This is a genomic window from Halanaerobiales bacterium (genome assembly GCA_035270125.1).
Taxonomy (GTDB): Bacteria; Bacillota; Halanaerobiia; order Halanaerobiales; family DATFIM01; genus DATFIM01.
The window spans coordinates 1-21,756 of record DATFIM010000081.1; the positions used below are offsets into that span (position 1 = coordinate 1).

Consider the following 21,756-nt stretch of genomic DNA (forward strand, 5'->3'; position numbering starts at 1 on the left):
ATTTAGAAGAACTACATATGTATGATGTTTATACACCTCTTATAGAGGAAGTAGAAATGGAAATTCCTTATAATGAAGCAGTTGAAAAAGTTAAGAAAGCATTAAAACCTCTTAAAAACAAGTATTTACAAAATTTAGAAAAAGGTTTTAAATCAGGATGGATTGATGTATATGAAAATAAAGGAAAAAGATCAGGTGCATACTCATCTGGTTGTTATGGTGTTCATCCCTATGTAATGCTAAATTATAGTGAAAATATTAGTGATATGTTTACATTAGCTCATGAAATGGGACATGCTCTTCACACTTATTACTCAAATAAAAATCAACCTTTTGTTTATTCAAGTTACAAAATATTTGTAGCTGAAGTCGCTTCGACTTTAAATGAATCTCTTTTAATCCACTATCTATTAGAAAATACTGATGATTTGGATAAAAGGAAATATCTAATAAATCATTATCTAGAACAATTTAAAGGAACAGTTTTCAGACAAACAATGTTTGCTGAATTTGAAAGAGATATTCATAATAAAGTAGAAAACGGAAAACCTTTAACCTCAGATTTATTAAATAATATATATCATAAATTAAATGAAAAATATTTTGGGGATAAAATGATTATTGATGAAAAAATTAATAGAGAATGGGCGCGAATTCCTCATTTTTATTATAATTTCTATGTATATAAATATGCTACAGGTTTTTCAGCAGCTGCAGCTTTATCTCAAAAAATTATTAATGAAGGAGAATCAGCTGTAAAAAAATATTTAGAGTTTTTAAAGAGTGGTAATTCTGATTACCCTCTTAATGTTCTAAAAAAAGCAGGAGTAGATATGACTTCTCCTAAACCTATTTCGACAGCTCTTGGTATTTTTCATGATTTAGTAAATGAATTAGAGGAATTAAGTAATTAATAAACAGAAAAGTAATCAATTAACTCCCCATTAATTAGTGGGGAGTTCTTTCACTTAAAAATTCTAAAGTTTTATTAACACATATTTCTTTCTTTTCGCTATTACATATTACATGTTTTGCCTTTTCAAAAATATATATTTCTTTATTAGATGAACTTATTTTTCTTTTGATTTTTCGGGAAGAACTAATAGGTACTAACTTATCAGCTTCAGAAGCTAAAATTAGAGTTGGTACTGTAACTTTTGCTAAATTTTTTTTTGTTAATTTCATAATCTTTACTAATTCTGCTATTTGAGATGTGTAATGATAAAGATGATAATTTCGATGATAAAATTTTTCTTCTTTGTCTTTTGAATTTTTAATTCTTTCTAAACCTGTTTTTTGTTTTATTTTTGGTAAAAAATATTTTAAAATTGGGGTTAATTTATCAAAAGGATTATAAGTATTTAAAGCAGGAGAAATAGTAATTAATTTATTAACTTCAAATTTTGCAGCAATCAATAATGATATTAAACCTCCCATTGATAAACCAATAACAGAAACACTATCATAATCAGATTTTAATTCTAAATAACTGTCATAACTTTTTCTTAACCAATCATTTGCTGAACTTTCTTTAAAATCTTTAGTGTTTGTTCCATGTCCAGGTAAACGTGGAACATATATAGTATAATCGGTATTTTCATATATTTTATCAGCTAAGTATTTCATTTCATAGGGTATACCGGTAAAACCATGTATTAATAAAATAGCTTTATTACCCTGATTTTTTAAAAATATATCTTTTCCTTTTTCAAAGATAACTGTCTGAGGATCAATGTCAATATCATTCATATAATGTTTCCTCCTAGATAATAGAATATATTTTAAATTTCTATGAAAAACTAATAAATCCTGCAAATAATAAAGAGGTGAATAAAATTAATAATAATAATAATATTGAAAGCAGAGAAAACTTAACATTCAAACAGGCAATTATTCCTGTAATAACAATGGCTTTTTTTATCTTAATGTCTGTAACTTTTTGGAAAGTTCCCATTCAATTAGCATTGTTTTTTGAAATTTCTTTTACAATATTATTGGCCTTAATTTGGGGTTATCGCTGGAAAGAAATTGAAGCAATGCTTTTTTCTAGTTTTGAAAGTATTGGGAATGTAATATTAATATTATTTTTAATAGGTATGATGATTGGGGTCTGGATTGGAATTGGAACTGTTCCAACTATGATATATTATGGATTAAAGGCTATTAATCCTAGATATTTCTTTGTTTTAAGTTTTATTATAACTTCTGCTGTTTCTATGGCTGTAGGTACAGCAATTGGTACTGCAAGTACAATAGGTCTTGCATTAATAAGTATTGCTGAAAGTTTAGGTTTAAATATGTCAATAGCTGCTGGTTCAATTATATCTGGTTGTTATGTAGGAGATAGAATGTCTCCAGTATCATCTATTGCCAATATTACTGCAAATAGTGCAGGAGCTAAGTTAACTGGAATGATAAAAAAGATGATTTATACAATAATACCACCTTATATTTTATCATTAATTATTTATTTTTTGATTGGATATTTTGGAAATTATGATAATTTAGCTGTAGATTTCACAAAAATGACATCTATATTACAGGGACATTTTAATATATCAATTTTTATGTTGTTACCACCACTTTTGATTATTGTTTTAGCAATAATGCAATTACCAACTATTTTAAATCTAATAATTAATATTTTTGCTTCACTTGTATTAGGGATATTTTTTACCGGTAGAACATATACAGAATTATTAAATATTATGTTTTCAGGTTTTAGTGATATGACCGGTGTTGAATTTATTGATAATATATTATCTCGTGGTGGGTTGACAAGTATGTTAGAATTAGTATCTTTAATTATTTTTGCTGTAATTTTAGGAGGGATTTTTGAAAATTTAGGTATATTAAATAGTTTATTAAATAGACTTATTAAAAATTTAAATTCAAAGTTTCATTTAATAGCTGTAACCATGGCCTCCAGTGCTATTTCAGCTATATTGGGTTGTAACCAATTTTTAGCTGTATTTTTACCTGCAAGAATGATGATTAAACAATATGATAAGGCAAATATTTCAAGAGAAATATTGGGGAGAAGTCTGGGAGATTCAGGACTTATTTTATCTCCATTAATTCCCTGGAATGTAAATGCTTTAATGATGACCGCAGTTTTGGGGGTAAGTACTATTAAATATTTTAGATTTTCGTTTTTACCTTTATTACTTCCATTAAGCAGTTTAGCATTTGCATTTTTTACTAATAAAAAAATAAAATAGTTTAAAAGTTATTAAAGGTTATAAAAAACTTTTCTAGAAAAATATAGATGGGAGTAAATAAAAATTTTTAAAGGAGGCTTATTAAATATGTTAAAAGATTTAAATAATAGAATAGAAGAAATGAGAGATAATATTATTGCTACTACTCAAGAACTTGTTAGAATAAAAAGTGTACAGGATACTCCAAAAGAAGGTAAACCATTTGGAGAAGGAGTTAATAAAGCTTTAGAAGCAACTTTAGAAATAGCAAAAAATATGGGATTTGAAACTGGTAATATAGATGGCTATGCTGGGTATGCTGAAATGGGGCAGGGAGATGAAATGTTAGGTATTCTCTGTCATTTGGATGTAGTTCCTGAAGGAAGTAACTGGTCTTATCCCCCATATGCAGCTGAAATACATGATGATAAAATTTATGGTAGAGGTACTATTGATGATAAAGGACCGGCAGTAGCAGCTCTATATGCTATGAAAGCTGTTAAAGATTCTGATATTACTTTAAATAAAAGAGTTAGAATAATATTTGGTACTAATGAAGAAAGTGGCTGGGGAGGAATGGATTATTATTTAGAAAATGCCGAAGTTCCAGACTTAGGTTTTAGTCCTGATGCAGAATTCCCAGTAATCCATGCAGAAAAAGGCATCCTTATTTTTAAATTAAAAGAAGAATTTGAAAGTGTAGATAATAAGGGTACTGTTAAAGTAAAAAGCATAAAAGGTGGTAATGCCCCTAATATGGTTCCTGATCATTGTGAAGCAGAATTAGAAGGAAATTATCAGCAAATAAAAGAAAAATTAAATGAATTTTTAACTAAAAATGATTATGATATGAGTCTGGAAAAAAATGATGATTTAGTATTACTTAAATCAGAAGGTGTTTCAGCACATGGAAGTATGCCAGCTGATGGTCAGAATGCTATTTCGCAATTAATGACATTTTTGGGGACTTTAGATCTGGGTGAAGATGATATAGCTGAATTCATTTCATTTTATAATGATAAAATTGGTATGGAATATTATGGCCAATCAATTGGATGTGGATTTGAGGATGAAGTTTCCGGTAAGTTAATTTTCAACGTAGGAGTAATTGATCTTTCATCTAAAAAAGGAGAAATTACAGTAAATATTAGATATCCAGTAACTAATAAAGCAGAAACCGTATATAGTGAAATAAAAGATAAACTTAATAAAGATATTGAATTAGAAGAAACTCAGGCTAAAGATCCTCTTTATGTTGAAAAAGATGATCCATTAGTTAAAAACTTGATGGAAGTTTATAGAGATATAGTAGGAGATGAAGATAGTGAGCCAATTGCTATTGGGGGAGGAACATATGCAAGAGCCATTGAAAAAGCAGTTGCTTTTGGACCTCTTTTTCCTGGACAGATAGAATTAGCCCATCAAAAAGATGAATATATTGGAATACCAGAATTAATTCAGAATGCTAAAATTTATGCCGGAGCTGTTGCAGCATTAGCAAGTGAAAATAAATAATAAAAAATAGCCCCCATAAATTGGGGGCTACAAATTGTCTTTTTTATAAATTAATCGGATAGTTCTGATAAAACGTCGGCCATTTTATTTATTTCTTCAGCAGCTTCATTTAATTTATTAGTTAATTCTTTTTCATTTTTATTAAATGATTCCATTTTTTCACTCATTTTTTCAATATTTTCTCTTGTATTTTCAGTAGAATCATTTAACTTTTCAATAAAATTAGTAATTTCTTTAACTGATTCACTTGTTTCATCAGCTAAATTTCTTATTTCATTGGCAACTACATTAAATCCACTTGTGTTTTGATCAGCTCGAGCAGCTTCAATAGCTGCATTGAGACCTAGCATTTTAGTTTGTTCAGAAACATCTTTGATAAATTTAACGATTTTGTTTGTTTTATTTAGATTTTCTTTACTATCTTCTGAAGCTTTTGTTAATTTTTTAGTTGTGTCATTAAGGTCTTTGATATTTTGACGATTAATTTGACTTACTTCCTTGATAGTACTACTAATATCAACCGCCAGATCAGAAAGGTTTTCTGCTTCATTTTCTATTTTATTAATCATTTTTTCTCTTGAATTAACAATTTTAAATATGATATGAGAAGTTTCATAATCAATTACTTTTGTTTTATTATCAGCATTTTCTTTTATTAGTTCTGATAATTTTTTATTTCCTGTAACTTCAAGAATTATTTTTTCACCTTTTTTATTAATTAATTTTTTAAAATCATCATAAAAAGGAATATTTTTTTCTTTTGCTAATTTTATACCAGGAGCATTTGCATCTTTGTCACAAATTCCAATGATTTCTATATCTTCCATACTAATAAAAGTATTTAGAATAGATGTTCCACCTTCGCCAGCACCAATAATTCCTATTTTCAACATTAAAATTCCTCCATTATTAATTAAATTTGAATAAAATTTATTTATACCATTATTTATTTTCTATAAAGTTATTTAAAACCCTTTAATTTAACAAAATTTATTTATTTTTATTAAGATAAGTCATTTTTCAAAAAAAATTATGAGGTGATATAAAATGAGTAATAAATTAAATAATGAAATGAGAGAAAAAGCTAAAGATTTGATCAGATTTATTAAAGAAAGTCCAACTGCTTTTCATGTAGTTGAAAACTCAGCTCAATTATTAAAAGAAAACGGATTTAAAGAATTAAATTTCAGTGATAAGTGGGATTTAAATAAAGGAGAAAAATATTTTGTCAAAAGAAATGAATCTGCTATAATTGCATTTACAATAGGTACAGGAGATTTAACTAAAAAAGGATTTAAATTAATTGGTGCCCATACAGATAGTCCTAGTTTTCGAATTAAACCCAATCCAGAAATTTTAGAAGAAGATAGATATCTTAAATTAAACACTGAAGTTTATGGAGGACCTATACTTAATACCTGGTTTGATAGACCACTTTCCCTTGCAGGAAGAGTTAGTTTAAAAACTGACAATCCACTTGAAATAAATTCTAAGTTAATTAATTTAAATGATCCATTACTTACTATACCTAATTTAGCTATTCATATGAATAGAAAAGTAAATGAAGGAGTAGAATTAAATAAACAAAAAGATGTTTTACCACTGTTAAGTTTGGTTGAAGAAGAATTTGAAAAGGAAAACTTTTTGATAAAAGTACTTGCAGATGAACTTGAAGTGGAAAAAGAAAAAATTGTCGATTTTGATTTATTTTTATATGAAACAAATGCTGGTACAATTACTGGTTTAAATGATGAATTTATTTCTATAGGTAGACAGGATGATTTGGCTATGGCTGAAGCTGGTTTAAAAGCTATTGCTAATTCAGAAATACAAAAAGCAAGTAATGTTTTAGTTTTATTTGACAATGAAGAAATAGGTAGTGCTACAAAACAGGGAGCAAATTCACCTATGCTAAGTCATTTATTAGAAAGAATAGTTGAAAATTTGGGTGGAAAAAGAAGCTCATATTTTCAAACACTTGCCAATTCTTTTATTATTTCTGCTGATATGGCCCATGCTGTTCATCCTAATTATAGTGATGAACACGATCCTACTAATAGACCAACAATAAATAAAGGGCCAGTACTTAAAATAAATGCAAATCAAAGATATACTTCAGATAGTGTATCTGGTGGAGTATTTGCTTCATTATGCGAAAAGGCAGATATTCCTTATCAAAAATTTGTAAATAGATCTGACAAAAAAGGTGGTTCAACTATTGGACCTATTTCTGCAACCCAACTTGGGATAGATTCTGTGGATATTGGTAATCCCTTATTAGCAATGCATTCTATAAGAGAATTTGGAGGAGTTAAAGACCACTATTATGTAAGTGAATTATTTGAAAAATATTATAATATGTAATTTTAATAATAGGGAGAGGATATAGATGGAAATAAATTTTTCAAATTATGTAGAACGAAAAGGAAGTAATTCAGTTAAATGGGATATGCTATCAGAAACATTTGGAAAAGAAGATTTATTGCCAATGTGGGTAGCTGATTCAGATTGGCCTACTTCTCCTTCAATAATTAAGGCAATAAAAAATAGAGCAGACCATGGAATTTTTGGTTATACTTTTCCTGATCAGAAATTAAAAAATATTATAGTTGAATGGGTAAAAAAGCATTATGATTGGAATATAAAAAAGGAATGGATTGTATTTAGTAATGGAGTTGTCCCTTCTTTAAATATTGCTGTTCAGAGTTTTACTAACAACGGAGATGAAGTTATAATTCAACCTCCAGTATATTATCCTTTTCGTTCAGCTGTAGAAAATAATGGTGCTATAGTTATTAATAATCAATTAAAAAATGAAAATGGTAATTACAAATTTGATATAAAAGATTTGAAAAATAAATTAAAAGATTCTCCGCGAAAATTATCAAGAACAAAATTATTGATTTTATGTAGTCCTCACAATCCTGTAGGAAGAGTATGGGATAAAGATGAACTAGAAGAATTAGGAGAAGTTTGTATGGAAAATGATGTTAAAATATTATCTGATGAAATACATGCAGATTTTGTATATGGAGATAAAAAACATACACCTATTGCTTCCTTGAATAATGAATTGGGCCAAAATACTCTCACTTTTATGGCCCCCAGTAAAACTTTTAATATTGCCGGTTTAAATTCGTCCTTTGTAATAATTGAAAATGAAAAATTGAGAAAAGAATTTATGGTAAATAAAAATGGTCTGGTTGGTACTGGAAATATTTTTGGTTTAGTGGCAATGAAAGCTGCCTATCAAAATGGTGAAGAATGGTTATCTGACCAGTTAAGTTATCTAAATCAAAATATGAAATATGCTGTTAATTATATTAATAAGAATATACCTGGAATAATTGCCAGAAAATCAGAAGGTACTTATTTACTCTGGTTGGATTGTACAGGACTGGGATTAAATGATGAGCAATTAGCAGATTTTTTTGTTAATCAAGCCAATCTTGCACTTGATCCCGGGTTATGGTTTGGAAAAGGTGGTAGTGGTTATATGAGAATGAACCTGGCCTGTCCTCATTCAACTCTTAAAACAGGATTGGAAAATCTTAAGAAAGCAGTTAGAGGTGATTAAAATGAAAATATATATTTCAGCTGATATGGAGGGTATATCCGGTATTGTATCTGGAAAACAGGTAACTTCTGGAAATAGAGATTATGAAAGAGCCAGAAAGATGATGACCAAAGAAGTAAATACTATGATTGATGCTTTATATTTTCGAGGTGCTAATGAAGTGCTAGTAAATGATTCACATGGTAGTATGGATAATATTTTAATAGAAGATTTTGATGAAAGAGCTGAACTTATTAGTGGTAGTCCTAAACCATTAAGTATGATGGAAGGAATTGATGATAGTTTTGATTATTGTATATTTTTAGGTTATCATGGACGCGCTGGCAAAGAAGCAGCTGTAATGGACCATTTATATAGCTCAAGTTCTGTTTTTGAAGCGAGAATAAATGGAAAAGCAGTAAGTGAAGCAGGTTTAAATGGTAGATTAGCTGGATATTTTGGTATTCCAGTTGCTGTAGTTACAGGTGATCAAAATGCAATTTCTTGTTCAAAAGAAGAGTTAAATTATCATATTGGAATTCAGGTTAAAGAGGCTATTGGAAGAAATTCAGCAAAATTATTAGCTTTTCCTAAAGTTATACAAAAAATAAGAGATGGAGTGGAAGAGTTTTTTAATAAAAAAGAAAAATTAAAACCTACTATTGAAAAAGGGAAAATTAATTTAGAAGTTGAATTTAATAAAACATCCATGGCCGAAATGGCTTCCTTGATTCCCGGAACAAATTTTGTTGATGGTAGAACTTTGAGTTATGAAAGTGATGATTATTTAAATATATATAAAACATTTAGGGCAATGCTGGGATTGGCCTCAACAATAAATTAAATTGGAGTGATTTATTCTGAAAGTTGAATTAGCAGTAATTGGTGGTGGACCTGCGGGAATGATGGCGGCAGGAACAGCAGCTAAAAATAATAAAAAAGTAATTTTGTATGAAAAAAATAAGAAACTAGGAAGGAAATTATTGATTACGGGCAAAGGCAGATGTAATATAACCTCTGCTAAAGGAATTCAGGAGATGATCGATAATATACCTATAAATGGATCATTTTTGTATAGTGCTTTTTATACATTTTCTAATGATCATTTAATAGATTTATTAAATAACCTCGGATTAGAGACAAAAGTTGAAAGAGGAGATAGAGTTTTCCCTGTTAGTGATAAAGCCAGGGATGTTTTAAAAATTCTGGAAAAATATCTATATAAAAATGGAGCTAAAATTGAGAATAAAGAAATCATAGATATAGAAAAAGAAAATGATCAGTTTATATTAACTACAAATAAAAATGAAAAAATCACAGCTAAAAAGGTAGTTATTGCTACTGGAGGGAAGTCATATCCTAAAACAGGCTCAACCGGTGCAGGATATGAGTTTGCAAAAAAATTGGGACATACTATTAATAGTCTTTATCCTTCTTTGGTGCCCTTAGTGACAGAAGAAGATTGGGTAAAAGATCTCCAGGGGTTATCTTTAAAAAATGTTGACCTTATTGTTTTTAATAAAAATAACAAAGTAATATTTAAAGAAAGAGGAGAAATGATTTTTACCCATTATGGAATAAGTGGACCACTTGTACTTTCAGCAAGTTCTCATATGAGAAACATGAAAAATGAGAACTATAAAATAAAAATTGACATAAAACCTGCTCTTGACAGAGAAAAGTTAGATAATAGAATCCAGAGAGATTTTTCAAAATATGCCAATAAATATTTTAAAAATTCTTTAGGAGATTTACTTCCCAGTAAATTGATTCCTGTTATTGTTAAATTATCAAAAATAGATTATGATAAAACAGTAAATCAAATTACTACTAAAGAAAGAGAAAATTTGATAAATTTACTAAAAGGATTGGAACTTAACATTCAGGATTATCGTCCTATAGAAGAGGCAATTGTTACTTCTGGAGGAGTTGAAGTAAAAGAGATTGATCCAGCAACTATGGAATCAAAAATTGTAAAGAATTTATATTTTGCTGGTGAAGTCATTGATGTAGATGCTTATACAGGGGGATTTAATTTGCAAATAGCATTTTCTACTGGTTATCTTGTCGGAATAAATATTTAAAAATAAAAAACCCCACAGTTAATACTGTGGGGTAATAGCTAATATAGGTATTACTTATTTACTCTTCTTCACCTTGAAGTTGAGAAGTAATTACCTCATTAACACTATTCATTACTTTGTTGAATTTTTGCTGAGCTTCCATATATTCATTAATATGTTCATTTTCCTGCATTTTAGCCTGAACAGATTGGAGATTCTTCTGTTGCTCAGGAGTTATTTGCTGACCATTTTGTTGCATCATTTGCAGTTTTTTCTGCTCTGCTTCAAATTCATCCAAAAGTGCCTTAGCATCTTCGTTTTCTTCGATTTTTGCTTCTGCTTCTTTCATTTCAGTAAATTCGCTTGATTCTACAAGAGCCTTACCTAGATCTTCCGCTTTTTCCATTATTGACATATAACTCACCTCTTTAGTTTATTCTTTTATAAAAAATGTGAATTTATTCTCCATCACACACTTAATAAGGTTATCATTGTTTTTACTATATGTCAAATCAAACAAAAATAAAATATCTAATTTTACTGTACAGTAATTTTACTGTATAATAATTATTGTGAATAATATTAGACTGGAGGTATGATATATGTCTGAAGAAAAAATTGTTCATATCTTTCTTTCCGGTAGAGTTCAGGGAGTTGGATTTAGAGCTTTTATAAGAGAAAATGCTCATAGATTAGGTGTTAAAGGATGGGCTAAAAATTTGAATGATGGTCGGGTAGAGGCAGTTTTTTCCGGTCCAGAGGAAAAAGTTGATAAATTAGTTGAATTAGTAAAAAAAGGACCTCGATTTGGAAAAGTAAAAAATATAAAAATAAATAATGATATAGATGAAGAATTTACAAATTTTGAAATAAGATATTAAAAATATTTTTGAAAGGAGACAAATACTGATGAGTAAAAATTTTGATATAATTGCTTCTACTACATTTGGAATGGAATATGTAGTAAAAAAAGAAGCACAAAAGTTAGGTTTTTCAAATATAGAAGTTAGTAATGGTCAGGTAAGATTTGAAGGTGAATTTAAAGATATTGCAAAAGCAAATATTTATTTGAGATCTGCAGAAAGAGTATATTTGTTAGTAGGGGAATTCGATGCAACAGATTTTGATATGTTATATGAAAAGACTAAGGAGCTTAATTGGTCTGATTTAATGCCTAAGAATGCTGAGTTTCCTGTTAGCGGCAATTCAGTTAAATCAGAGCTGCATAGTGTACCGACCTGTCAATCTATTATAAAGAAGGCTGTCGTTGATAATATGAAGGAAAGTTATCATAAAGATTGGTTTAAAGAAGATGGCCCAAAATATAAAATAAAGTTTACAATTTATAAAGATAAAGTTTTATTAATGTTAGATACCAGTGGAGAAGGTTTGCATAAAAGAGGTTATAGAGATTTATCAACAACTGCCCCTTTACAGGAAACTATTGCAGCTGGAATGATAAATTTGAGTCGCTGGAATAAAGATAGAATTTTAATTGATCCTTTTTGCGGTTCAGGAACAATTCCAATTGAAGCTGCAATGATTGCCAAAAATCAAGCACCAGGGTTATATAGAAATTTTGCAGCTGAGAGATGGCCTATTTTTCCTGTTACTGCCTGGAATGAAGTTAAAAGAAAAGCAAGAAGTGAAATTGAAGATATAGAACCAAGATTAATAATTGGAAATGATATAGATGATAATGTAGTAGGAATTGCTCGACATCATGCTGAAAAAGCAGGAGTTTCTGACATTATTCATTTTCAACAAAAAGATTTTTATAACTTTTCCAGTTCACGAAAATATGGATATGTAATTTCTAACCCACCTTATGGAGAAAGATCTGGAGAAAAAGAAGAAGTTGAAAAATTATATAAAATAATGGGAGAGAAGTTTTCGGAATTAAATACCTGGTCTTTTTATATCCTTACAACCCATCAAAAATTTGAAAATATTTATGGTAAAGAAGCTAGTAAAAGAAGAAAACTATATAATGGAGGACTTGAATGTCAATTTTATCAGTATTATGGACCCTGGCCTTCATCTGATGAATAAACCATTGATTAGATAATTGATAAAATAATTAATTATATATAAAAGAAGGTGTAATAATGGAAATAAAAAAATATTTACCTCTCATGGCAGGTATTACTTTTAGTACTATTTTTGGGTTTACATTTATGTTTACTAAAGAAGGATTAGAGTTTGTCTCTATTTTTCATTTGCTTGGTTTTCGTTTTAGTCTGGCTGCAATAGGAATGACAATTTTAAAATATATTGGTTTAATTAAACTTGAATTTAAGGGTAAAGATTTGAAAAGTTTATTTATACTGGCTACTGCTCAACCAGGTTTATATTTTATTTTTGAAACTTTAGGAGTAAATATGACTGCCTCTTCAGAAGCTGGTCTTATGATATCATTAATCCCGGTTGTGGTTACAATTATGGCTGCGATATTTTTAAATGAAAGACCTACTAAAAAACAACTAATATTTGTAATTTTATCAGTTGCTGGAGTTATTTTTATTACTCTTATGAAAGGCAGTACAGATGTTGCAAATAATTATTTAGGAATGTTAGTACTTATGGGAGCAGTTATTATGGGAGGTATTTATAATATTCTTTCCAGAAAACTATCTTTAGATTTTACTCCTGTGGAAATAACCTATATGATGGTCTGGTATGGCACTGTTTTATTTAATATAATAGCAATTATTCGATATAATGGTACATTTATAAATTATTTTCAACCATTAACTGAAATAAAAGTTTTGATTCCTGTTTTTTATCTAGGGATTTTGGCTTCAGTTGTAGCATTTTTTATGATGAATTATACTCTTTCAAGAGTGCAGGCTTCACAGGCTGCAGTTTTTGCAAATTTGACTACAGTAGTCTCCATTATTGCTGGAGTAGTTTTTAGAGGTGAAAATTTTTATTGGTTTCAATTTGTAGGAGCTACAATGATAATTATTGGTGTTTGGGGAACAAATTACTATGGAGAATTAGAACAACCTGCTGAGGAATTGCCAGGTTAAATATAATTCAGGAGGAATTGTTATGAAAAAAATTGTTGTAAATGGAGCAAATGGGAAAATGGGTAAAAGAGTAGTTGATTTGATTTTAAATAAAAGTAATACAAAATTAGTTGGAGTCTGTGATAAAAAAGGATTGGGTAAAAAGATAAATTCAGGTGATTTAATTATAAAAGATAATTTGGCTCAAATATTAGCTGAAAAAGATATAGACCTGGTGATTGATTTTACTACACCTGATTCGGTTATGGATAACATAAAAATTGTTTTAGATAAAAATACTAATATGATTGTAGGAACTACAGGTATCACTGATAAAAATTTGACTGAAATCAGAAAAATAATAGGGAAAAACAAAATGATTATTGCTCCTAATTTTGCTATTGGAGCAGTTTTAATGATGGAGTTTTCCAAAAAAGCTGCAAAATATATGGATGATGTGGAGATAATTGAGTTACATCATGATCAAAAAATTGATTCTCCTTCTGGAACATCTATCAGAACTGCAGAATTAATAAATGAAAATTTTACTAAAAATGCAGATGACAAAAAGAATTATATAGAGAGTTTATCTGGGGCACGAGGGGCTCAAAAAAATGGAGTTAATATTCATAGTATAAGATTAAAAGGACTTGTAGCTCACCAGGAAGTGATTTTTGGTGCAGAAGGACAGAGTCTAAGTATAAAGCATGATTCTTATGATAGATCATCATTTATGCCCGGGGTGGCTATGGCCATAGATAAAATAGATCAGGTGTCTAATTTGGTTTATGGCCTTGAAAATATTTTATAATAATTTCTGGGAGGTAAATATTTATGAGCAAATATAATCTTGCAGTGGTTGGGGCTACAGGAGCTGTAGGACAGGAAATAATAGAAATTTTAGAAGAAAGAAAGTTTCCTGTTGATAATCTAAAATTAATCGCAAGTAAAAAATCTGAAGGTAAAAAAATAACATTTTTAAATAGAAAAATAAAGGTAGAAAGTATAGAAAATGGTATTTTTGAAGATATTGATATAGCTCTTTTTAGTATTGATAGTAATTTAAGTAAAAAATATGCGCCTCAGGCAGTCAAAGAAGGTGCGGTGGTTATAGATAATAGTAATGCTTTTAGAATGGATGATAGTGTACCACTTGTAGTACCAGAAATAAATGCTAATAAAATTAATGAACATCAAGGGATTATTGCAAATCCAAATTGTTCTACAATTCAATTGGTAATGGCTATTAAACCAATTTTTAAAAAATATGGTTTAAAAAGAGTAATTGTGAATACTTATCAGGCTGTTTCCGGGACAGGCAAAAGGGCTATTAGTGAATTAGAACAACAGATAAAAGATTATATAGATAAAAATGAAATAAAAAGTGAAGTATATCCCTACCAGATTGCTTTTAATCTTTTACCTCATATTGATGAATTTCAGGAAAATAAATATACAAAAGAAGAAATGAAAGTAGTAAAAGAAACTCGAAAAATTCTTGATGATAAGGAAATTCCAATAACCGCTACAGCAGTAAGAGTACCTGTTTTTAATGGACATGGAGAGTCTGTAAATATAGAAACAGAAGTTTCATATTTAATTGATGATATAAAAAATAGTATTGATAAAATGGAAAATGTTAAGTTAGTTGATAATATTAACGAAAATAAATATCCTATGCCAATTATGGTTGAAAATGAAGATGAAGTCATGGTTGGAAGAATAAGAAGAGATTATTCCAAAAAAAATGCTCTTAATATGTGGATTGTTGCTAATAATCTTCGAAAAGGAGCAGCTTTAAATGCGGTCCAGATTGCTGAAAAAATGATTTAGGAGGATTTTCATGAAAAAAATTGTTCAGAAATTTGGTGGGACATCACTAAATTCTGATAAAAAAAGAAAAATGGCAGCTAAAAAAGTAAAAAAAGCAGTAGATAAAGGATATTCACCGATAGTAGTTGTATCCGCAATGGGAAGATTTGGAGATGCTTATGCTACTGATACTTTAATAAATATTGCAACCGAAATTACTTCTGATATTGATCCCAGAGAAAAAGATTTACTTATGTCATGTGGTGAAGTTATATCTGCAGTTACCTTTGTCCAGTATTTAAAAAAATTAGATTTAGATGGTTTGGCTTTAACTGGTTCACAGGCGGGAATCGAAACTAATAAAAGACACGGGGAATCACGAGTAAAACAGGTTAAACCGGATAGAATTTTCAGTGCTTTAAAAGAAGATAAAATTCCTGTAGTAGCTGGGTTTCAGGGAGAAAGTGATGATAATGAAATTACTACTCTCGGTAGAGGTGGTAGTGACACTACTGCCAGTATTCTAGCAGATGCTGTTCAAGGAGAGTATATAGAAATTTATACAGATGTAGATGGTTTAATGACAGCAGATCCAGGTCTGGTTGATAATGCGAAAACATTGGATAAAATAAGCTATAAAGAAGCCTGTGAACTTGCTTATCAGGGTGCAAGAGTAATTCATCCGCGTGCTGCTGAAATAGCTAGGTCTTCTTTTATTCCTATTAAAATAAAATCAATTTATAGCAATAAACCAGGAACCCTAATTCACAAAACTAATTTTAAAAAAATAGAGAGCGATAAAATGATTACTGGAGTTGCAAGTAGAAATAATATTGTTTTTATTAAAATAAAAAATAGTAATCAAAATAAATATGAATCAGGATTAAAAATATTTGATGAACTGGCCAATGAAGAAATCAGTGTAGATTTTATAAATATAAGAAGACAGGCTATTTCATTTATAGTAATAAAAAGTAAATATGATAATTTAATAAATGTTTTAGAAAATGGAGATTATGATTTTGATATATCTGATCAATATGTAAAATTATCTTTAGTAGGTGGAGGAATGACTGGCAGACCAGGAGTTATGGCCCGGGTTGTAGAAGCATTAAATAAAAAAGGAATTTCAATTTTTCAGACTACTGATTCTCACACTACAATATCCTGTTTAATAAAGGCTAAAGATGAAAAAAAAGCACTTAATACTTTACATGAGGCTTTTAATTTAAGTAAATAAATTTAATGAAAAGAGGAGGGTTATTTATGGATGGAGATATTTATGGAGAAGTTTTAACAGCTATGGTTACTCCCTTTAAAGATAATGGAGAAGTAAATTATAAAAAGGTAAGAGAGTTAGCCAATTATCTTCTAAATAACGGTTCTGATGGATTGGTTGTCTTGGGGACTACTGGTGAAGTTCCAACATTAAACGAAAAAGAGAAAAAAAACATTTTAAAAGAAGTAGTAGATGAAGTTGGAGATAAAGGGACAGTAATTGCCAATACTGGTTCTTACTCTACTACTGAAAGTATTAAAATGACAGTTGAAGCTGAAAATATTGGAGTAGATGGGGTTATGGCTGTTGTACCTTATTATAACAAACCACCTCAGTCCGGATTATATAATCATTTTTATAAAATTGCTATTAGTACAGATTTACCGGTGATGATATATAATGTTCCTGGACGAACTTCAAAAAATATAGAAGTAGATACTGTTAAAAGATTGGCTAAAATTGATAATATACAAGCAATAAAAGAAGCCAGTGGCAATCTTAAGCAGGTGGCTAATATATGTTCTCAAACAGAAGATGGATTTTATGTTTATAGTGGAGATGATAGTTTAACTTTGCCCATCCTCTCTGTAGGTGGTCATGGTGTGGTTAGTGTTGCAGCTCATATTGTAGGGAAAGAAATAAACGAAATGATTAGATCATTTAAACAAGGTGAGCTTAATAAAGCAATTAATTTAAACAAAAAGTTATTAACTGTTTTTAATAATATGTTTATTAATACTAATCCAATACCTGTCAAAGAAGCATTAAATATGGCTGGAATGGAAGTTGGTTGTTTAAGATCTCCACTAACATCTCTCTCGGAAAATGAAAGAAAAGAATTAAAGAAAGCTCTTGAAAAAGGTGATTTTATTTAATAAGTTTATTTAGGACTAAGATACACTTGTATTTTATTGGTTAAGACTGTATAATAAAAACAATAATATAGGAACGGGTTAGGAAAAATATATTTAACCTTATTTCCGATGATATAATCTATCATCAAACTATATGCAAAAATAAATGGAGGTGCGTTTTTTTATTTATGTCAGATAAAAACAAAATAAAAAATGATAAGAAAGTACGGATGATCCCTTTAGGGGGAGTTGGACAGATTGGAAAGAATATGATGGTTCTTGAAGTTGGAGAAGAAATGATTATTATTGATGCGGGTATTACGTTTCCGGAAGATGATCAGTTGGGTATAGATATAGTTATTCCTGATTTTGATTATGTGATTGAAAACAAAGAACGGATTAAAGGAATAGTACTAACTCATGGTCATGCAGATCATATTGGAGCTTTACCATATTTATTAAAAGAAATTAATGTTCCGATTTATGGAACAAAATTAACATTAGGTTTATTGGAAGGTCAATTAAAAGAGCATAATCTATTAAAAGATAGAAAACTTAAAGTTGTAAATCAGGGTAATTCTATTAATGTAGGATCAATCCAGGTTGATTTTATAAGAGTAAACCATAGTATAGCTGATACCTGTGCCCTTGCTCTACACACTCCTTTAGGTGCAATAGTTTATGCCAGTGATTTCAAATTTGATCAAACTCCTATCTTTGGTGAGGTAGCAGATTTCCACAAGTTAGCTGAATTAGGAGATAGTGAGCCAGGAGTTTTAGCCCTATTTTCTGATAGTACTAATGTTGAAAGGAAAGGTTATACCTTATCTGAAAAAGTAGTTGGTGAAACTATTGATGAAATCTTTAGAGGTGCAAGAGAGAGAATTATTGTTGCAACATTTGCTTCTAATATTCATCGTTTACATCAAATATTTAAATCTGCTATGAAATATGATCGAAAAGTAGCTATTACCGGAAGAAGTATGTTAAATAATGTTAAGATAGCAAGGAAATTAGGATATATTAATATTCCTGATGATATGATAGTAGATATTCGTGATTGTAGTGATATGCCTGATAGTAAAATCGTTTTACTTACTACCGGTAGTCAGGGAGAACCTATGGCTGCATTAACAAGGATGGCCCGGGGTGATCACTATCATATTAATATAAAAGAAGGAGATTCAGTTGTTTTATCTGCTTCAGCTATACCTGGAAATGAAAAATATATTGGCCAAACTATTAATCAGTTATATGATAGAGGAGCTAATGTTATTTACCAGGATGTTTCAGGAGTGCATGTATCCGGCCATGCAAGTCAGGAAGAACTTAAGTTGATGATGAATTTAACAAAACCAAAATATTTCATCCCTACTCATGGTGAATATCGTCATTTACATCGACATGCAAATTTAGCTGAGGAGATAGGTATACCTCGTGAAAATATCTATATTTCTGATATGGGAGATGTAATTGAGTTTAGAGAAGATGAAATTAAAAAAGTTGCTAGAATTCCTGCCGGAGATGTATTAGTTGATGGATTGGGTATTGGTGATGTAGGTAATATAGTTCTTAGAGACAGAAGATTATTATCAGAAGATGGTATAATTATTGTTGTGGTTACCATTAATGGTAATGGAGATATTCTTAGTGGACCGGATATAATTACTAGAGGTTTTGTATATATTCGAGAATCTGAAGAACTAATTGCAAATGCCACTAATAAAGTTGAAGAAGCATTAAAAGAGTGTGAAAAGAACAATGTTACTGAATGGTCAGTTCTAAAGAAAACTATAAAAGATGTTTTAAGATCTTATGTTAATCGTGAAATTAAGAGAAATCCTATGATTTTACCAATCATCATGGAAGTTTAATTTAAAAATATTAAAATGGCCCTGCTGAGTTTTATTTCAGTAGGGCTTATTTTGTTTTATAATTTAATATAGCAGGATAATTTATATAATTGTAGAAATTAATATACGTGGAGGTGAATTTTATGTCTGAATTACCTGTTTCTGAAGATAATGAAAAAGTAAATTCTGATAATAATATAAATCAAAATAAAATTGAAGAAAGAAAAAATGAAATTGCTGGAATTTTAATTACTGCCTGGGGTATTTTAAGTATTTTTGCTTTGTTTACTAATAAAACCGGATATATAGGTCAACTAATATCACGTTCTTTTTTTTATATAACAGGTAATGGTGCCTATGTAATTCCATTTCTTCTGATATTTGGAGGAATTAGTTTAATAAAATTAAAAATAATAAAATTCAATTCTCGGCTGATTGGTTTTTTATTAGCATATTTTACTTTTTTAGCTATTATACATACATATTTATTTCCTGAATTAAGTTTGCGTTATGGTTTTCTTGGAAAAGGTGGAGGAATTACTGGAGCTTCAATTAGTTGGTTTTTCCTAAGATTTTTTGGTGAAGCTGGAACTTATATTGTTTTATTTGCATTATTATTAATAGCAATATTATTATGGTCTAATATTTTATTAAAAACAATATTAATAAAAATTGAAAATTCTTTTAAAAATATTTTTTCTTATATAATAAATTCATTCAAAAATTTAAAAAATAAGAAAATAAATAATGATAAAGAAATAAAAAACAGTCAGCATAATAATTCTGATCTAGAAAATAAAGCAGAGGATTATGATTATTATAATATAGTAGAAGAGGAAAATTTGGAAGAATCTGAAGAAAAATTAGCAAATGAAAAATCAAATGATAAAGATGATTCAAAAGATAATACTGAGATGAATGATGAAAATGGTGAAATTAAAAAAGAAAATAAGTCTGAAAATGATACCAAAAAAGTATTAAAATACAGTTTACCACCGATTGATTTATTATCTAAATCTGCCGGTAAAAAGGTAAAATTAAATAACAAAACAGAATTATTAGAAGATACTTTACAAAGTTTTGGGGTTGATGCAAATGTAATTGATGTTAATCATGGCCCTACAATTACTAGATATGAAGTTCAACCTGCTTCCGGAGTTAAAGTAAGCAAAATAGTCAATTTAGCTAATGATATTGCACTTTCATTGGCAGCACCAGATGTAAGAATTGAAGCACCTATCCCTGGTAAAGCTGCAGTAGGGATTGAAGTACCTCATAGTGGTGATATAAAAGTAAGAATTAGAGATATAATTTCTACTAAAAAGTTTCAGAAGGCTGAGAGTAAATTAACAATGGCACTTGGAAAAGGAATAGATGGAGATGCGATTATAACTAATTTATCCAAAATGCCTCATTTACTTATTGCAGGAGCTACTGGTTCAGGAAAAAGTGTTTGTATTAATACTTTAATTACAAGTCTTTTATATAAGTCAACTCCTGAAGAATTAAAATTAATTTTAGTAGATCCCAAAAAAGTTGAATTGAGTACATATAAAGGTCTGCCTCATCTTTTCACACCGGTCGTAACTGATCCTAAAAAAGCTTCAAATGTTTTAAAATTAGTGGTAAATGAAATGGAAAAAAGATATGAATTATTTTCTGAAAGTGGAACTCGAGGTATAGAATCTTATAATAAAAAAGTTGATAAAGAAGATCAAATTCCATACATTGTAGTAATTATTGATGAATTATCGGATTTAATGATGGTTGCAGCAAATGAAGTAGAAGATAATATCTGTAGATTAGCTCAAATGTCTAGAGCAGCAGGAATCCATTTGATTATTGCAACTCAAAGGCCTTCAGTTGATGTTATTACAGGTTTGATTAAAGCTAATATTCCAAGTAGAATTTCTTTTGCTGTTTCTTCACAGACTGATTCCAGAACAATATTAGATATGGGTGGTGCAGAAAAATTATTAGGTAAAGGTGATATGTTATTTGCTCCTGTAGATGCAAGTAAACCTAAGAGAATTCAGGGAGCCTTTATGTCTGATGAAGAAATAAATAGAATTGTAAATTATGCTAAAAATCAAGCTGATACTGAATATGAAATTGAAACTGATGAAATACAGGAAGTAGAAATTTCGATTGATGAAGATAAGGATGAACTGTATGAAGAAGCAGTAAAATTAGTTGTTAATTATAGGGCATCAATTTCTATGTTACAGAGAAGACTCCATATTGGACATTCTAGAGCAGCGAGAATGATTGATACAATGGAAGATGAAGGTGTTGTTGGCCCATATGCTGGTAGTAAGCCTAGAGAAGTATTAATAGATGAAGATGAGTTGGAAAAATATTTGAATGGAAAAGAAGTTAATGAAGAAAAAAATAATCAACAGGAAGAAAATGTCGAAAATAAAGAAATTGAAGAGGATAATAAAAAAGGGAATGAAGAGGATTTTGATGAACCTTAAAATCTTGACATATTTCAATATTTTTGGTATTATTTAAACAGATGTCAGACAGGTATGATGACTTGTATTAAAATTAAATAATAAAAGTTTAGTTTTTTTAAAATAATATTTAAATAATTCATAAAATTATGTAAAG

Annotated in this window: 19 protein-coding genes; 16 read left to right on the top strand and 3 right to left on the bottom strand. The window is 29.2% G+C overall.

The window, feature by feature from the left end; translation table 11 throughout:
* Positions 1-914: M3 family oligoendopeptidase (locus VJ881_04370; protein ID HKL75283.1), on the top strand; the 914-nt coding region annotated here is incomplete at its 5' end.
* 34 nt (positions 915-948) lie between these two features.
* Here VJ881_04370 and VJ881_04375 read toward each other — a convergent pair.
* Positions 949-1,749 (bottom strand): alpha/beta fold hydrolase, encoded by an 801-nt coding sequence (locus VJ881_04375; protein ID HKL75284.1) that lies wholly within the window; start codon positions 1,747-1,749, stop codon positions 949-951.
* A gap of 77 nt (positions 1,750-1,826) precedes the next feature.
* Here VJ881_04375 and VJ881_04380 point away from each other — a divergent pair, with 77 nt between their 5' ends.
* Positions 1,827-3,221: a Na+/H+ antiporter NhaC family protein gene (locus VJ881_04380; GenBank protein ID HKL75285.1), complete on the top strand. Its 1,395-nt coding sequence runs from the start codon at positions 1,827-1,829 to the stop codon at positions 3,219-3,221.
* An 87-nt stretch (positions 3,222-3,308) separates the two neighbouring features.
* Entirely contained in the window at positions 3,309-4,715 is a 1,407-nt protein-coding gene (pepV, locus tag VJ881_04385; protein HKL75286.1) for a dipeptidase PepV, read from the top strand.
* Positions 4,716-4,765: 50 nt separating this feature from the next.
* Here the strand turns inward: pepV and VJ881_04390 are convergent, their stop codons facing one another.
* Complete coding sequence (locus VJ881_04390; GenBank protein ID HKL75287.1) at positions 4,766-5,608, bottom strand: methyl-accepting chemotaxis protein; 843 nt, start codon at positions 5,606-5,608, stop codon at positions 4,766-4,768.
* A 154-nt stretch (positions 5,609-5,762) separates the two neighbouring features.
* Between VJ881_04390 and VJ881_04395 the strand changes: the two genes are divergently transcribed.
* From VJ881_04395 to VJ881_04410, 4 genes are read left to right on the top strand one after another with little or no spacing between them, the layout of a single operon-like run.
* Positions 5,763-7,079 carry a M18 family aminopeptidase gene (locus tag VJ881_04395; protein ID HKL75288.1) on the top strand — a complete coding sequence of 439 codons (1,317 nt, stop codon included), beginning with the start codon at positions 5,763-5,765 and terminating at the stop codon, positions 7,077-7,079.
* 25 nt (positions 7,080-7,104) lie between these two features.
* Entirely contained in the window at positions 7,105-8,292 is a 1,188-nt protein-coding gene (locus tag VJ881_04400) for a MalY/PatB family protein (GenBank protein HKL75289.1), read from the top strand.
* 1 nt (position 8,293) lies between these two features.
* On the top strand, positions 8,294-9,115 hold the full coding sequence (locus tag VJ881_04405; protein HKL75290.1) for a M55 family metallopeptidase: 822 nt from the start codon (positions 8,294-8,296) through the stop codon (positions 9,113-9,115).
* A 37-nt stretch (positions 9,116-9,152) separates the two neighbouring features.
* On the top strand, positions 9,153-10,355 hold the full coding sequence (locus tag VJ881_04410; GenBank protein ID HKL75291.1) for an NAD(P)/FAD-dependent oxidoreductase: 1,203 nt from the start codon (positions 9,153-9,155) through the stop codon (positions 10,353-10,355).
* A gap of 58 nt (positions 10,356-10,413) precedes the next feature.
* On the opposite strand, the gene VJ881_04415 is transcribed toward VJ881_04410, so the two are convergent.
* A complete protein-coding gene (locus VJ881_04415) occupies positions 10,414-10,749 on the bottom strand; it encodes a YlbF family regulator (GenBank protein HKL75292.1) in 336 nt (111 codons plus the stop codon).
* Positions 10,750-10,936: 187 nt separating this feature from the next.
* Here VJ881_04415 and VJ881_04420 point away from each other — a divergent pair, with 187 nt between their 5' ends.
* The 9 genes from VJ881_04420 to VJ881_04460 all read left to right on the top strand — a co-directional run bounded on the left by VJ881_04420 (position 10,937) and on the right by VJ881_04460 (position 21,620).
* Positions 10,937-11,215, top strand: a complete 279-nt coding sequence (locus VJ881_04420) for an acylphosphatase (GenBank protein ID HKL75293.1) — start codon at positions 10,937-10,939, stop codon at positions 11,213-11,215.
* 28 nt (positions 11,216-11,243) lie between these two features.
* The gene (locus VJ881_04425) at positions 11,244-12,386 is read left to right on the top strand and encodes a class I SAM-dependent RNA methyltransferase (protein HKL75294.1); all 1,143 of its coding nucleotides are present in this window, start codon (positions 11,244-11,246) and stop codon (positions 12,384-12,386) included.
* 56 nt (positions 12,387-12,442) lie between these two features.
* Positions 12,443-13,366: a DMT family transporter gene (locus tag VJ881_04430; protein HKL75295.1), complete on the top strand. Its 924-nt coding sequence runs from the start codon at positions 12,443-12,445 to the stop codon at positions 13,364-13,366.
* A gap of 22 nt (positions 13,367-13,388) precedes the next feature.
* Positions 13,389-14,156, top strand: coding sequence for a 4-hydroxy-tetrahydrodipicolinate reductase (gene dapB, locus VJ881_04435; protein ID HKL75296.1), 768 nt, complete (start codon positions 13,389-13,391; stop codon positions 14,154-14,156).
* Positions 14,157-14,179: 23 nt separating this feature from the next.
* Positions 14,180-15,178, top strand: coding sequence for an aspartate-semialdehyde dehydrogenase (locus VJ881_04440; GenBank protein HKL75297.1), 999 nt, complete (start codon positions 14,180-14,182; stop codon positions 15,176-15,178).
* Positions 15,179-15,188: 10 nt separating this feature from the next.
* Complete coding sequence (gene dapG / locus VJ881_04445; GenBank protein HKL75298.1) at positions 15,189-16,397, top strand: aspartate kinase; 1,209 nt, start codon at positions 15,189-15,191, stop codon at positions 16,395-16,397.
* Positions 16,398-16,423: 26 nt separating this feature from the next.
* Positions 16,424-17,311: a 4-hydroxy-tetrahydrodipicolinate synthase gene (gene dapA / locus VJ881_04450; GenBank protein HKL75299.1), complete on the top strand. Its 888-nt coding sequence runs from the start codon at positions 16,424-16,426 to the stop codon at positions 17,309-17,311.
* Positions 17,312-17,478: 167 nt separating this feature from the next.
* The gene (locus VJ881_04455) at positions 17,479-19,164 is read left to right on the top strand and encodes a ribonuclease J (protein ID HKL75300.1); all 1,686 of its coding nucleotides are present in this window, start codon (positions 17,479-17,481) and stop codon (positions 19,162-19,164) included.
* A 122-nt stretch (positions 19,165-19,286) separates the two neighbouring features.
* A complete protein-coding gene (locus VJ881_04460) occupies positions 19,287-21,620 on the top strand; it encodes a DNA translocase FtsK 4TM domain-containing protein (protein ID HKL75301.1) in 2,334 nt (777 codons plus the stop codon).
* Positions 21,621-21,756 lie beyond the last annotated feature (136 nt).